We start from the raw sequence: 13,978 nt of genomic DNA on the forward strand, positions 1-13,978 counted from the left end.
ATCGGAGCACAGATCAAGCCCCCATATGGAAAAATCATGAGACCCCTCTCTCATCCCCCGATCGAGGACCTGCGACCGGAGGCGATCCTTCACGCGCTATCCGATCCGATCCGAGCGACCATCTTCGCCAAGATCATGCAGGCGGGCTGCGTCGAGGCCTGCTCGGCGCTCTCGGCGCTGGGCGATCGGGTGATCCCGAAATCATCCCTGTCCAACCACTTCAAGGTGCTGCGTGAGGCAGGATTGATCCGCAGCGAACGGCACGGTGTCGAGGTGCGCAACCATTCGCGCTGGGCCGAAGTGGAGGCGCGCTTTCCCGGATTGCTGAGCGGGATCATCAACGCCTACGCGTCGGATGCCGGCTCGGCCCCGCGAGCCGCGGAGATGGCCCGTCCAGCCTAGGGCGAGGCCGCCGCCCGCTCGCGGCCCGCATCGATGGTCCGCCGCGTGCCGCCCGGCGGCACTACGGGCTGATCAGCGCGGAGGCGCCGCCGGCGCCGCGGGGCCCGCAGGAGCCGGCGGGCAGGCCGCTCCAGAAGCCGCCACGACATCTCCGCGAGCAGCAGCGTCAGGAGCAGGTCGAGCGCCATCGAGAGTGATCGCGGTGCGGCGCGATCGAGGCCGACCAGCGCCAGCACCCGTTCCGCGTGGAGCGGAACGTGGAACAGGTAGGCGGCGTAGCTGATTACGCCGATCCGGCGCAGCCACGGGATCTCCAGCAGGGCGACCGCGCGGCCCTCCCGCGCCTGGATCACCTGCAGCAGCAGCAGCGCCGCCAGGATGCCGCTGAGGCGGCCGAGGATCAGCCACCAGCCGGTCGGCGCCACCACGAGCGGCAGGGTCAGGAACAGGATCAGCACGCCGGCCAGGGCCCAATCCTGCGCGAGCCAGCCCGGCAGCGGCCTGGCGCGCAGGCCGGCAAGGCCGCCGAGCGCGATCAGCCCGAGATTGGCCAGCGTATCGACATCGAATCGCGTCGGCCCGGCGCCCGCCAGCCACAGCGCGCCGTGCATCACGACGCTGGCCCCAACCAGGATCCAGCACAGCGCATCCAGGTGCCGCCGCGGCAGGAGCAGCGCCGCCGGCGCGAACAGCAGGTAGAATTGCTGCTCGACGGCGAGGCTCCACAGGTGACCGAGCTCGGTCCCCCAGCCGTTCTGCGCGATGTAGACGTTGGTGACGTAGAACCACGTCGCGCATTCGAACGCGGCGGTGCCGAGACTGGACGGATCGCCGGGCCGGACCGTGTAGAGCACGAACAGGAAGGCGTAGTAGACCGGCACGATGCGGGCGATCCGGTTCCGGTAGAACAGCCCGAGGCTGCCGAGCGGCGTCGACGCGCCCGCCTCCACGGCCGAGCGGGCGGCAGCGAGGATGCGGACGATCAGGAAGCCGCTCAGGACGAAGAACAGCCAGACGCCGGCGGTGCCGAGCGCCTCGGTCCTCGGACTCGGCGCCTTGTGGCTGACGAAGACCATCAGGAAGGCCAGGGCGCGCAGGCCGTCGAACCCGAGGATACGGTGCTCTGAAGGGGCCACGGCGCGTCTCGTCCGGTGATCGGCCGTGCGCCCCCGAGGCAGAGCTCGCCCGCGCGGCCGGACACCCCGCCATAGATCGGATGTCGAATCGGGGCCCCTTACCTCGATCGGGGGTGGGGCTCCCCGAAAGCGGTCTGCCGCTCAGCGGCGCCGGGCGAGCACGAGCACGGCGACGAGGCCGACGGAGAGGGCCGCCGCGGCCTGCGCCGCCAGCAGCGCGACCAGGATGCCCTGCGGAAGGGCCAACGCGAAGCCGATCGCTCCTCCCGTCAGCGCGGCAAAGACCAGCACGACCAGCAAGGACTTACCTCCATTGACGGATTGGCGGCCGTCTTGTTGCCGAACCTGTCGCCGGCCCAGAATTGTCGCGAGGGTTACGCTTGCGATCGACGCCCCTTCGGATCGGCTGAAGGCCACCGGAGCCGGCTGCGGCGACGCCGGCCGGGCCGAGGGGCACTCACTCCGTCCCGCAGGTTCCGACCCCGTCTCGCCCCGAGTCAAGGAGCCGACATGTTGCGCCCGGCTGGCCCCCCGACGCCGATCGAGTCGTCGACGCCACAGGATATGGTCGAGACGCTCAACGAAGCGTTCGTCAAGACGTTGCCGGCCACGGTTCAGGCCGGCGCGGGGCTCCGGGCGAGCTGGGTGACGAAGCGCGTCCTCGACGCCACCATTGCCCTGACGGCCCTGTTCCTGCTGCTGCCCCTTCTGCTGTTCATCGCCCTGCTGATCTGGGGCAGCGACGGCCGGTCGCCGATCTTCCGCCACAAGCGCCTCGGCCGCTACGGGCGCCCCTTCGGGTGCCTGAAGTTCCGGTCCATGGTTCCGGACGGCGATGCGGTGCTGGCACGGCACTTCGCCGCGAATCCCGCGGCCCGGGCCGAATGGGAGGCCTCCTACAAGCTCACCCACGATCCCCGCGTGACGGCGCTGGGCCATGTCCTGCGCAAGACCTCCCTCGACGAACTGCCGCAGCTCTGGAACGTGCTGCGCGGGGAGATGAGCCTCGTCGGGCCGCGGCCGATCGTGCAGGCGGAGGTCGTCCGCTACGGCGCCGATTTCGCCACCTGCTTCTCCGTCCCGCCGGGGCTGACCGGCCTGTGGCAGGTCTCCGGCCGCAGCGACACGGGCTACGCCGAGCGCGTCGCCCTGGATTGCGCCTATGCCAGCCAGTGGAGCCTCGCCCGCGACCTCGGCATCCTCCTCAAGACGGTGCCGGCCGTGTTGAGCCAGCGCGGCAGCCGCTAGGGCCATGCCCCAGCCGCCGCGCCGCGCCCGCGGAGCGCGCCGATGAAGGGCATGATGCTCAACGCCCTGCTGGGCGTGATGCTCGGGCGCTTCGGCTCGGTCTGGCGGCTGCTGATCTTCATCCCGATCGTCGCCGCGGAGGTCGGCTACGGCGTCTGCGTCTACAACCTGAGCGCCAGCGCCTGCCTGCGGCGCGGCACGGCGCTGCTGATCTGCGGGCAGCTGGCCTTCCTGCTCGGCGCGCTGCTGCGGCCCATGACCAACGAGCGGTGAGCCGCCCGGGATCGGCCCGAACCGTCTCGGTGACGCGGGCATGTCAGACCGGATCGTCCTCGGCGGTGGGTGCCTCGATGCAGAGGCGCCAGAATTCCACGAAGCCGGCGGCATACGCGGCGATGACGAGGCTCGACCAATGCATCGCGTCGCTCCGGGCGCATTCGGGAGCGCAGCCTGACGCGGAGAGGTTAAGATTCAGCCCGGAAGTCGTTGAGCTGGACCTTGCTGGTGTCCTTGCCGGGCCACTCGAAGTCGATCGCGTCGTTCGTGCGCTGGTCGCCGTTGACCCAGCCGTCCGGGACGTGCCGGCGGCGCTCGTTCACGGTGCTGAACAATTCGACGAAGGAGCTGCCGCCCTGATGGGCCGGCGGCGCGGCGGTTTCGCCCGCACGCGCGGGCCAGGCCTGCAGGAGAAGCGTCGCCGCCACGCAGAGGCGGCGGGCCGGGCCGGACTCGAGCGTCATGCGCACGTCCTCAACCAGTCGCCGCCGGCCGGTGATCATTCGGACGATCCGGCCCGGGGGCGGCCCTCTCCTTTCGGACGATCTCGCACCCCGGGCCGGGATCGCCCTACCGTGTCGGCGGACCGGCCGCGGCGCGGATCGGCCGGAGAGTCGCGGAGTCGTCCGGTGCGCAGCTTACAGGCCCCGTCCCCCGTCCCGGAGGTCTGCGTCATCATCGCGGCCCGGGACGCCGCGGACACCATCGCGGTGGCCATCGCGTCCGCGCTCCGGCAGCCGGAGGTCGCGGAGGTCATCGTGGTGGACGACGCGTCCGCGGACCGGACCGGCGCGGTCGCCGCGGCCGCCGATGACGGTTCGGGCCGCCTGAAGCTGATCCGGCTGGCCGGCAATCTCGGCCCCGCCGGCGCCCGCAACCTGGCCGTCGCGGCCGCGACCGCCCCGCTGCTCTGCATCCTCGACGCCGACGATTACTTCCTCGACGGCCGGCTCGCCCGCCTCCTGTCCGCACCCCGGACCTGGGACCTGATCGCCGACGACATCGTCATGGTCCGCGGCCGCGAGGCGGCCTCCGCCGCCGGCCTCGTGACCGGGCCCGGGCGGCCGCAGCGGCTCACACTCGCGGCCTTCGTGGTCGGCAACATCCCGCGCCCCGGTGCGTATCGGCGCGAACTGGGTTTCCTGAAACCGATCATCCGGCGGGATTTCCTGGAGCGGCAGGGGCTCCGCTACGACGCGCGGCTGCGGCTCGGGGAGGATTACGCCCTCTACGTCGAGGCGCTGGCGGCCGGGGCGGTGTTTTCCGTAACGGAACCCTGCGGCTACGTGGCGGTCGAGCGGTCGAACTCGCTGAGCGCCCAGCACCGGACCGACGATCTCGCGGCGCTGCTGGCCTTCGACGATGCCATGCTGGGCCGGCCGGGCCTCGCCCCGGACGCATGCGCGGCGCTCCGGGCCCACCGCGCCGCCACGGCGAAGCGCTGGCAGCACCGGCGCGTCCTCGACCGGCGGCGCACCCAGGGCTACGCGGCAGCCCTGACGGAACTGCTCGGCGCCCCCCTGGCGTGGCGGCACATCCTGTCGGTGACCCTGGCGGCCAAGCGCGCGCGCCGCGTGCCGGCCCCCGCGCCGGACCGGGAGTCCGGTCCGCGCCTGCTCCTCGGACCGGAGCGCCGCCTGGAGCCGGCGGGCTGAGGCACGGCCGGCCGATCCGGTCCGCGCCGCCGCGACGGATCAGCGGTCGCGCTCCTCCTTGCGCGTGCGCACCGCCGCCACGTCGGAGCGGACGTCGTCCAGCGCGCAGCGGACCCGCTCCAGGGCCGTCGAGAACGCCGCGTCCAGATCCGGATCGACCACGTCCCGCGGCTCGCCCTGCCGGAAGCTGTCCAGCAGGTAGGGCATCATCTTGCCGTGGAGCGCCGCGTAGGCGCCGGGGCTGGAGAGTTCGTAGATGACCGCGAGCGCGTGATAGGCGCGGACCAGAACCTCCAGCGCGACATCCGCGCTGCGCCCGCCCCGATCACAATTATCGCTGCCCATCATTGTACGTATTATCTATTCCTGCCCTTGCTGCCGGGTAACACGCCCAGATTTGACTGTCGATATTAGGGGTCGTTACAATCTTCGTTCCCGAATGGTGCGTGGCGATTTATCGACGCGCCATGGCTTGACTGCAACAGTCCCGGATTCGGACGGGTAAAACCAAGATTCCGTTTAGCTGCGCGCGTGTCGCGTCGGCCGGATCATCGTGGCAATCTTGTTCTCGACCTCGCCGAGGACGCTGTTAACAAGTTGAACAGCGTCGTCGACGCTCCCGGTCGTCAGGCTATCGTCGCGGCCTGTTTCCTGGATGATGCGGAAATTGTCCTCGACGAACGTGCGGATCTTCTGCTGAACGTCGCCGAACTCACCCGGATGGGCCGTCTCGTAAAGCAGGGCGAGGGCCAGATAGGCGCGCCCGACCATGTCCAGCGCCAGGGTCGTGCTGACCTCGCAGTGTCCGGCTTCTGGCGTCGACACGAGGACTGAATTTCCTGTCAGGAGTTATTTTATTACTGTATCACGGCCTTTGTTGAGCGCCAACCATATAGAGTTTCTGCAATGTCGATTCGGCATTGCACGCGCGCCGCCGTGAGCCGGGGCGCATCCGGGACATCCGGGCGGGGGCGACCCGCCCCGCCGCGTCTGGGACGGAACCGCTATCGGCCGGCGGTGGTCGGACGCTGCGCGCGGTTCCGGCTCGGCGCGAGACCCTGCGCGACCCGCAGCTTGAGCCCGAGGATCCGGTTGTGCCGGGCCATCGCCAGGAGCGATTCGGCTGTCCCGACATCGCCCCGCATCCGCAGGGCGTGGGCGGCCAGCGCCAACTGGGCGGCCATCGCGTCCGCCTGCAGGGCGGCGTGCGGGACATTCTGGGAGAGGAGCATTCCGGCCATGGCTGCCACGGTCTGGGGGGGCAGGCCCGATCCTCCGGAGGATCCGTTAACGATATCTTAAAGGAAGCGCGGCCGTGCGGGGCGTGCCGTCACTTCCTGATGGGCAGCCGGCCGACCAGCCATCCGTCCTCGTTGCGCACCAGCAGGGTCCAGGGCGGCTCCCGGCCGTTCCCCGTGATTTCCTCGGCCATCTCGGCGATCACGCTGCGCGCCTCGATCAGGGCTTCCTCAAGGCCCGCGGCCTCGACCCCCACCAGGTCGTGGATCGTCTCCTCGGCATTTGCGATCTCGAAGTAGAAACGCGCCGCCAACAGGGCTCTCCTCAGCCGGAACTCTTTGGCGAGTTCAGTTCTATAGCTCGGGTCTAGCACCATAGCCGTCCGCGTTCCCCGATGAGGCGGCTAGAAATGAGCCGCCTGTCTTTGACAATTCGGGTGATGCACCGGGGAAATGTTAACCGGATCGTCGGCCGGCGGCGCGCCATCAGCCGAAGGGCGTAGTTCCCGGGCGCCCCGATATCCGGACGGGGATGGCCGGCGCGGCCCGGTCCCGGGCGCGGATCGGGCCTCGGAGAACGGGACGGGGTGGTCCGAATCGCCGCCGCTACGCCCGATCGGCAGCGGCGACTACGCCTAAGATATGATGTTGGCGGCTCCGGCGGGCCGCCGTAGAGCCGAGCGTCGGGACGATCGCGGCGAGGCATCCATGAACATCACGATGGTCGGATCAGGCTATGTCGGTCTGGTCTCCGGCGCCTGCTTTGCGGATTTCGGCCACAGCGTCGTCTGCGTCGACAGCAATCGCGGCCGGATCGAGGCGCTGAAGGCCGGTCGGATGCCGATCTACGAGCCGGGTCTCGAGGCGCTGGTGGCCGAGAACGTCCGCCAGGATCGGCTGTCCTTCGTCACCGATCTGGACGCGGCGGTCGCGCAGGCGGACGCGGTGTTCATCGCGGTGGGTACGCCGTCCCGCCGCGGCGACGGCTTCGCCGACCTGAGCTTCGTCTACGCGGCCGCCCGGGAGATCGCCGGGGCGCTGTCGGGCTTCACGGTGGTGGTGACCAAGTCGACCGTGCCGGTGGGCACCGGCGACGAGGTCGAGCGCATCATCCGCGAGGCCAATCCGACCGCAGAGTTCGCCGTGGTCTCGAATCCCGAATTCCTGCGCGAGGGCGCGGCCATCGCCGATTTCAAGCGGCCCGACCGCATCGTCGTCGGCACCGATGAGCCACGGGCGGTGGCGGTCATGGAGCAGATCTACCGGCCGCTCTATCTCAATGCCGCGCCGATCGTGGTGACCAGCCGCCGGACCGCCGAGCTGACCAAATACGCGGCGAACGCGTTTCTGGCGGCGAAGATCACCTTCATCAACGAGATCGCGGACCTGTGCGAGGCGGTTGGCGCGGATGTGCAGGCGGTGGCGCGGGGCATCGGTCTGGACAACCGGATCGGGTCGAAGTTCCTGCATGCCGGCCCGGGCTATGGTGGCTCGTGCTTTCCCAAGGACACCCTGGCGCTGGTCAAGACCGCCCAGGATGCCGGCACGCCGCTGCGGCTCGTCGAGACGGTGGTGGCGGTCAACGACCAGCGCAAGCGCGCCATGGCCCGCAAGGTGATCAAGGCCTGCGGCGGCTCGGTGCGGGGCCGGACGGTGGCGCTGCTCGGCCTGACCTTCAAGCCCAACACCGACGACATGCGCGACGCGCCCTCCCTGGCGATCGCGGCCGGCCTGCAGGATGCCGGCGCGATGGTCCGCGCCTACGATCCCGAAGGCATGGAGCAGGCGCGGCCGCTCCTGCCCGGAGTCGCCTTCGCCGAGGATGCCTATCACTGTGCCGAGGGCGCGGATGCGCTGGTCCTCGTCACCGAATGGGACGCCTTCCGGGCCCTCGACCTCGCCCGCCTGCACGCGGCCATGCAGCGGCCGGTCCTCGTGGATCTGCGCAACGTCTACCGGGCCGACGACGTCCGGTCTCACGGCTTCGCCTACAGCAGCATCGGCCGCCCCACCGGGCCCGGGGAGGACGCCGAGACCCTGCAGGCCGTCGAGGACGCCGTAGCCGCGGCGGATCCGTGAGGCGCCTCCACGGCGGACGCGAATGCCCCGTCATGGTCGGACGCTGCGGCCCGAGCGGCATCCGCGTGAGCGTGTGCAGGATCGATTCGCGTGGATCTGCGACCGTCCGCGTCTGGGCGGGAGCCGTCATCGATCCGGTTGAGGCGGCGCCGCCAGCGCCGGATGTGGCGCGAATCCTCCCTCGCGTGCGAGCTCCGAGCCGACGCTGTCCGCGTCGCACAGGCTCCGGGCGTGGCACGCGCCGGCGGGCCGGTCGCCGCCATGTCCCCATGTCCTGTCGTTGCCCGACTCGGCACGAGCGGGCGCAACGCCGGAACGTCACGCCTGAGGGAAGTTGGCTCCCGTCGCTGTCCCGCGCCGGCTGATCCGCGCGGTCATTCGGGAGCGCTGCAGGCGAGCCCACCCCCGGAGCGGGTGCCGGAGACGGGCAATCCGGAAGCCGCTCAGGTGCAGAAGTCGCGCGGCCCGCAACGCGTCGGACCGCCCGCCACGGGAGCGGCCCCGTTTTCCCGCGCGCATCACGCCGGTAATCGCGCCCGAATGGGCGCGGGGGTGGTGATTGGTCCGCGTCACGCGCGGGCCGAACAGACACCGGGTTTCCTCGCGGGCCGCCCGAATCGGCGAGCCCGTAACCCCGCTCAGCGGCGGCGGATCGATGTGCCGCCGAGGCTGCCCCGCCGCAGCGGGGCCGGCACCGGGACGATCAGGCCGCCGGGACCTTCACGCTCGCCAGGCTCGAATCTTCCCGGAGGAAGTACTTGTTGGTCAGGTAGGCGACCTCGGTCCGGTTCTTGGCCTTGAGCTTCTTCATGATGTTGCGGACATGAACCTTCACGGTGCTCTCGCACATATTGAGTTCATACGCGATGATCTTGTTCGGCGTGCCTTTCCGGAGCGCCCGCGCCACGCAGAGCTGCCGCGGCGAGAAGATATCGTCGTCCCCGGGCTCGGCCGGCTCGTCCATCTTGATATTGGCCAGCAGGGGCAGGAGGCACTCGGCCGGGATGTAGACGCCGCCGGCCTGCACGAGCTGCAGGGCCTGCAGGGCGATGTCGACGGACGTCGTCGTCGGGATGTAGCCTTTGACGCCGAGCTTGATGATCCGCACGATCTGGTCGAGGTTCTCGCCGTCCGAGATGACCGCCACCGGCGGTGCGCCGGCCTCGCCCTGCAGGAACGCAAGCTCCCGCACGATCTCGGCCCATTCGGTCTCGGACAGGTTGCCGTCCGGCCGGCAGAGGACGACCACGCTCGCCGGGACGAACGGCTTCTGCCGCTTCCACGAGTCGATGTCTGCGAAGACCTCGAACGACGTCTCCCGGTCGGCCTCGCTGAGGGAGGCGGCAAGGCATCGGCCGACGAGCTGCCGTCGATCGATGATCACGATGCGGCTTGAGCGTGTCCGGGACTGGTCCCGTTGCTCGATGACGACCGGGCCGTCACCGGCATGTCCACCCGAAAAGCCGCCGCGGCTCTCGGCCGTGTTCCGCTCGACGAGGGTGAGCGCGTCTCGAGTACCAAGACTGGCCATAAGAAATTACCTCCTTTCGAAGGAAGTCGATTGTCGGCGGTGACGGAGTACTCAATAAGTTCGCCGACGGCGTGAAACCGAGAAGTGCGATCGGGTGGGTCGCCATGGGGGCGAACGCCAATGACCACGGATACAATGCTAACTTTCGTAAAATCGTCTGTAAATACCCCATCTGGAACTAATCGCTAAAATTGCCGGGCTAAATACAATCAAAGCCTACTACGTACGTACGTAGTTATTTCTTTAACTGCGGGATCGGCGGCTGATGGAGATGTGCATTCGCAAGGTCGTTCGTCGTCGGGTTGCGATAGGCTTCAAGATCTTGGCGAATATATTCGATCGTCTGAGCGATTTTGACGTAACGAAACGTTGTCTCGTTTGGCGTTGCTTATTGCCACGCTGTCTTTTCGGGCATCCAATCCCAATCCAAGGGTTCGAATGCGGTCCGGGTATTCGAGCGATGAGTATTCGAGCTGTGCCGGTGTGCGGTCTGTAGCGGGGTCTAAATGGCGACATAGGTTCCCGCTCGCGCCGCGCGTTTGAGCCCGATTACTGATTTCGTAGGTACGCTGCGGTACCAAAAGGCACACGGCCCGGGGTCGGCCTACGCAGTCTGGCACGCCCCCTGGCGCGCAGGGCGAATCATCGGTTCATTCGGTGCGGTCCCGCGCGGTCCGGACAGGCCCCGGGAGGGCCCTGGGACGGCTCCGGGAAAGGCTCCTGGAACGCTCCGGGACGGCTCTGTTCAATCCACTCGGACCAAGAGATCGCGCATGCCGTCGACATCGACGAACGTGGCGAGGTCGCGGGCGAGCAGGCCCGCATGTCTCTGCGCGAAGGCTTCCGGGGTGAGCGTCCGCAGGAAGGCCGTCACCGATTCCGCGAGCGGCTCGGGAAACGCCCAGCCCAGACCTTCCGCGACCGCGTAGCGGCCCGTGGCGGTCGCGGCGCGCGCGAGCGTCAGGGCGCCGCACAGGCCGCCCTCGTAGAGCCGGTTCGGCAGAAGCCAGTCCGAATTCAGTCCGTCGTCGAGATAATCGACCGCCCAAGTGAAGTGGATCCCCCTGTAGATCTCGGGAAGATCGCCCGGATTGGCGTAGGGGCCGCGGAACGCCATGTTCGCGCGGCCGTCCAGCGTTGCGGCCAGCTCCCGCGGGGAGATGTCCTCCGCGGAGAGGCGCCCGGCCAGCACGATCCGCACCGAGTCGCCGAGAGCGTCGGCAATGGCGGCCAGGATCGCCAGGCTCCTGCGGCAGCGCAGCGTCCCGAACCAGCCGATCGCCCAGGGCGGCTCCGCCGTGCGGGTGCGGTCCAGCCGGTCCGCCACCGCGCCGAGGCGATGGCCCATGACCTTGTTCTCGAGGAGATGCCAGGCCCCGGTGAAGCCCTGGACGGGCCGGAAATACCGGTCGATGAAGTCCGGGGCGCTGACGACGAGGAGGGCGCTGCGGCCGAGGAGCCAGCGCTCGACCGCGCGGGCGATCCGCCCCGGGGCGTCCGGCCGGACCATCAGCCGCTGGATGTCGAGCACCTCGTAGACGAGGCGCGCGCGGCTCCCGGCGAGGCGCGCCGAGGCCCAGGCCACGAGGGCCATGTCGAGGTTGCGCACGTAGATCACGTCCGCCGCGCGCAGATCGTGGCGGCGACCCAGGGCGCGGGCGATGCCGAGGGCGAGGCGCGGCAGCCGGCGGGCGTAGTTCCGGTCAACCGTCCGGCCGAGCGACACGACGTCGTCCGTCGCCGGAGTCTCGGCCGAGCCGCCATAGCGGTCCCGCTCGAACGCGTACACGACCACGGACCAGCCGGCCTCCCGGATGGCGTCGATCCGCTTGCGCACCGTCGGCTCGATCCGGTCGTGGCCGAAGAAGGCGACCCGGCGGCCGGGGGCGGTCGCCGGACTCGCGACCGCCGGGGCCGGGGCGACCGGGGCCGGGGCGGCCGGGGCCGGCGCGAAGGCCGCCCTGCCGATGCCGCCGGCGCGGGGGCCGGTCACGAGGCCGCCTCGGTCGCGCCGCGGCTCCGCTTCGGGCGGCCGGCCAAGCGCGTCAGCGCGCTCCTGCGGCCGCCGCGCCGGACCGCCGGCTCGTCACTCGCCTTGTTGAGCACGATGCCCAGGACGGTGCTGCCGCTCGACTCGAGATCCTGCACGGCGGTGGCGACCTCGTCGATGCTCGTCCGGCCCGCCTCCACCACGATGATGAGGCCGTCGAGGCCGTCGAGGAGCGGCCGCAGGGTGGGGAGTTCGTCCACCGGGGGCAGGTCGACGATGACGCGGTCGAGGGTCGCGCGCCCGTCTCCGACCACGGCCGCGACGCCTTCCGGCGTCATCAGGTCGCTGAAATGGGGATCGTTCGGATGGCGATTGCCGCAGGCGAGCAGGCGGACTTCCCCGGGCTGCGGACGCACCGCCTCCGTGGCGCAGCAGCGGCCGGCGAGCACGTCGAGCAGGCCGCGCTGCTCGGTGGCCTGGCTGAGCCGCGAGAGCGTCGCCTGCCGCACATCCGCGTCGATCATCAGGACCCGCCCGGAACTCGACCGGGCGCGGGCGAGGAGCTGGCCGAGATTGCTCGCGAACAGGGTCTTGCCCGCGCCGGCCCCCACCGAGGTGACGCCGATCGCGAAGACCGGCCCGCGGCGGTCGCTGCCCAGGACGTGGGCCTTCAGGCTGTGCAGGCGCTCGGCGAAGACGGATTGCGGCATGAACCGCACCGCGCTCGCCTTGAACGCCTCGACGCTGGCCGGGCGCTGGGCCTCGCTGGCATGGGCCTGCGCCAGCGCCAGGGCGGCCCGGAAGCCGGGCTCGCGCCGCAGCTCGGGGAGGGCGGCGAGGCAGGTCAGGCCGTGGCCGGTCAGCTGCCGGGGCGCCCGGACCGTCCGGTCGAACCAGTGCCGCGCGAAGGCGCCGCTTACGCCGAAGCCGGTGCCGACCAGGAGACCGAGCAGCATGATCAGGCTGCCGCGGGGCGCGCTCGGGGATTCCGGCACGGTCGCCGGCGTGATCACGTGGGCCGAGGGCTGCGGATAGGATTGCTGGTTGACGGCGTCGATGTAGCGCTGGAGCAGGTTCGTGTAGATCTGGTCGTAGGTCTCGGCGGTGCGGTCGAGCTCCTTCGCCTTGACCCGGGCGGTGCTCATGATCAGCGTCTTCGAGATCAGGGCGTCGAAGGCCGCCGTCATGCTGTCCTCGCGCGCCCGGGCCACCTCGTAATCGTGGTCCAGGGAGACGGCGAGGCGCTCGAGTTCTGTGCGCAGCGACTGCTTGGCCGCCTGGATGTCCCGCTGGATCGCCAGGACCGCCTCGTGGTCGGGGCCGAGACGGCGCTTCAGGTCGTCGGCCCGCTGCACGAGGTCGACATATTGCCGGCGCAGCTGGATGATCACGCTGTCCTTGAAGGCCTCGGTGATCCCCGGATCGGCGATGTCGGAATCGAGCAGCCCGCGGATCTGGTCGCGCACCGCGCGGGCGTCCACGGTCTTGGACCGGGCGGCGGCCACGGCGGTGTTGAGTTCCTCCACCTGCTGCTCGCCCACGAGGCCGCGCTTGCCGAGATCGATGATCGTGTGCTCGGCCTTGTAGGTCTGCGCCTCGCGCGAGGCCTGGCTGGCGCGCTGCTGGAGTTCCGTCAGGCGCGGCAGCATCCACTCGCCGGCGACCTTCCAGACCTTCGCCCGGTTCTCCAGCTCGGTGCTGACATAGGCCTCCACCACGGCGTTCGCGACGGCGGCCGCCGTGGTGGGATTGTCGGCGTTGTAGCCGACCTCGATGACGTAGGCCGCGCCGATGCGGCTGGCCTCCACGTTCTCGCGCAGCGTCCGCGCCTGACGCAGTTCCGGGCTGACGGGGGCGGGCTCCCGGACCGGCCGCTCTGCGCCGATCAGCCGGAGGGGAAGCGCCTTGGCGGCCTTCACGAACTCCCGGACCTTCACGAAGAGCGGATGCGTCGGCACCGCCAGGTCCTGCAGGGCCGACGCGTCGAGCCTGCGCACCGCCGCGAGGGCGATCTTCTCGGAGCGCATGTACTCGACCTGGCTCTCGACCTCGGCGATCTCCAGCGGGGTCCCGGCATTGGGCGTGTCGCGGGCCGTCACCGGGCTGGTGCGGCTCTCGATGTAGACGCGGGCCCGGGCGGTGAAGATGGCGGGCGCGGTCGCGACGTAGATTCCCGCGCAGACGAGCCCGACGGCGGCGAAGGCCAGGATCGACCGCCAGTTCTGCCGCGCGATCGTCAGGATGGAGACCTGGGTCACCGCCTCGGACGGGAAGGGCTGGCTGCGCCAGGGCCCGGCCCCGCCGGCGCGGGCCGCGCCGATCGGCAGGAAGGACGCACTGGTCGAGTGTCGGTTCATGGATCTCTCCTCGCCGCGGCGGTCACCGCCTCGGAGCGCGCTCCGTCGAAGGGGATTCCGGCCCGG

The 13,978-nt window shown here is 70.1% G+C and carries 15 protein-coding genes; 5 read left to right on the top strand and 10 right to left on the bottom strand.

Features of this window, described 5'->3' with window-relative positions:
- Positions 1 to 36 precede the first annotated feature (36 nt).
- On the top strand, positions 37 to 402 hold the full coding sequence (locus CIW48_RS17940) for a helix-turn-helix domain-containing protein (RefSeq protein ID WP_149311985.1): 366 nt from the start codon (positions 37 to 39) through the stop codon (positions 400 to 402).
- Here CIW48_RS17940 and CIW48_RS17945 read toward each other — a convergent pair.
- Both CIW48_RS17945 and CIW48_RS33310 read right to left on the bottom strand, forming a co-directional pair.
- The gene (locus CIW48_RS17945; protein WP_246695303.1) at positions 399 to 1,538 is read right to left on the bottom strand and encodes an acyltransferase; all 1,140 of its coding nucleotides are present in this window, start codon (positions 1,536 to 1,538) and stop codon (positions 399 to 401) included. The two genes, CIW48_RS17940 and CIW48_RS17945, sit on opposite strands and share 4 nt — an antisense overlap.
- 141 nt (positions 1,539 to 1,679) lie before the next feature.
- Positions 1,680 to 1,838, bottom strand: coding sequence for a hypothetical protein (locus tag CIW48_RS33310; RefSeq protein WP_173009302.1), 159 nt, complete (start codon positions 1,836 to 1,838; stop codon positions 1,680 to 1,682).
- Positions 1,839 to 2,048: 210 nt separating this feature from the next.
- On the opposite strand from CIW48_RS33310, the gene CIW48_RS17950 reads away from it, so the two are divergent.
- Positions 2,049 to 2,786 carry a sugar transferase gene (locus CIW48_RS17950; RefSeq protein WP_149311986.1) on the top strand — a complete coding sequence of 246 codons (738 nt, stop codon included), beginning with the start codon at positions 2,049 to 2,051 and terminating at the stop codon, positions 2,784 to 2,786.
- 42 nt (positions 2,787 to 2,828) lie between these two features.
- A complete protein-coding gene (locus tag CIW48_RS17955) occupies positions 2,829 to 3,059 on the top strand; it encodes a hypothetical protein (protein WP_091784249.1) in 231 nt (76 codons plus the stop codon).
- A gap of 191 nt (positions 3,060 to 3,250) precedes the next feature.
- Here the strand turns inward: CIW48_RS17955 and CIW48_RS17960 are convergent, their stop codons facing one another.
- Positions 3,251 to 3,565, bottom strand: a complete 315-nt coding sequence (locus CIW48_RS17960; protein ID WP_246695304.1) for a hypothetical protein — start codon at positions 3,563 to 3,565, stop codon at positions 3,251 to 3,253.
- 126 nt (positions 3,566 to 3,691) lie between these two features.
- Between CIW48_RS17960 and CIW48_RS17965 the strand changes: the two genes are divergently transcribed.
- Positions 3,692 to 4,717, top strand: coding sequence for a glycosyltransferase family 2 protein (locus CIW48_RS17965; protein WP_149311987.1), 1,026 nt, complete (start codon positions 3,692 to 3,694; stop codon positions 4,715 to 4,717).
- Positions 4,718 to 4,756: 39 nt separating this feature from the next.
- Here the strand turns inward: CIW48_RS17965 and CIW48_RS17970 are convergent, their stop codons facing one another.
- The 4 genes from CIW48_RS17970 to CIW48_RS17985 all read right to left on the bottom strand — a co-directional run bounded on the left by CIW48_RS17970 (position 4,757) and on the right by CIW48_RS17985 (position 6,269).
- Entirely contained in the window at positions 4,757 to 5,065 is a 309-nt protein-coding gene (locus tag CIW48_RS17970; RefSeq protein ID WP_246695305.1) for a hypothetical protein, read from the bottom strand.
- A 171-nt stretch (positions 5,066 to 5,236) separates the two neighbouring features.
- Positions 5,237 to 5,542 (bottom strand): hypothetical protein, encoded by a 306-nt coding sequence (locus CIW48_RS17975; RefSeq protein WP_149311988.1) that lies wholly within the window; start codon positions 5,540 to 5,542, stop codon positions 5,237 to 5,239.
- Positions 5,543 to 5,721: 179 nt separating this feature from the next.
- Positions 5,722 to 5,958: a hypothetical protein gene (locus CIW48_RS17980; protein ID WP_246695306.1), complete on the bottom strand. Its 237-nt coding sequence runs from the start codon at positions 5,956 to 5,958 to the stop codon at positions 5,722 to 5,724.
- Positions 5,959 to 6,047: 89 nt separating this feature from the next.
- The gene (locus tag CIW48_RS17985) at positions 6,048 to 6,269 is read right to left on the bottom strand and encodes a hypothetical protein (protein ID WP_149311989.1); all 222 of its coding nucleotides are present in this window, start codon (positions 6,267 to 6,269) and stop codon (positions 6,048 to 6,050) included.
- A gap of 394 nt (positions 6,270 to 6,663) precedes the next feature.
- On the opposite strand from CIW48_RS17985, the gene CIW48_RS17990 reads away from it, so the two are divergent.
- Positions 6,664 to 8,034, top strand: a complete 1,371-nt coding sequence (locus CIW48_RS17990) for a UDP-glucose/GDP-mannose dehydrogenase family protein (protein ID WP_149311990.1) — start codon at positions 6,664 to 6,666, stop codon at positions 8,032 to 8,034.
- A gap of 703 nt (positions 8,035 to 8,737) precedes the next feature.
- On the opposite strand, the gene CIW48_RS17995 is transcribed toward CIW48_RS17990, so the two are convergent.
- From CIW48_RS17995 to CIW48_RS18005, 3 genes are all read right to left on the bottom strand, one after another.
- Positions 8,738 to 9,565, bottom strand: coding sequence for a response regulator transcription factor (locus tag CIW48_RS17995; protein WP_149311991.1), 828 nt, complete (start codon positions 9,563 to 9,565; stop codon positions 8,738 to 8,740).
- A 745-nt stretch (positions 9,566 to 10,310) separates the two neighbouring features.
- Complete coding sequence (locus CIW48_RS18000; protein ID WP_149311992.1) at positions 10,311 to 11,558, bottom strand: glycosyltransferase family 4 protein; 1,248 nt, start codon at positions 11,556 to 11,558, stop codon at positions 10,311 to 10,313.
- The gene (locus CIW48_RS18005) at positions 11,555 to 13,912 is read right to left on the bottom strand and encodes a polysaccharide biosynthesis tyrosine autokinase (protein ID WP_149311993.1); all 2,358 of its coding nucleotides are present in this window, start codon (positions 13,910 to 13,912) and stop codon (positions 11,555 to 11,557) included. The genes CIW48_RS18000 and CIW48_RS18005 overlap by 4 nt, the downstream gene beginning before the upstream one ends.
- Positions 13,913 to 13,978 lie beyond the last annotated feature (66 nt).

Origin of the sequence: Methylobacterium sp. P1-11 (assembly GCF_008329595.1) — a bacterium.
In the GTDB taxonomy this organism is placed as follows: domain Bacteria; phylum Pseudomonadota; class Alphaproteobacteria; order Rhizobiales; family Beijerinckiaceae; genus Methylobacterium.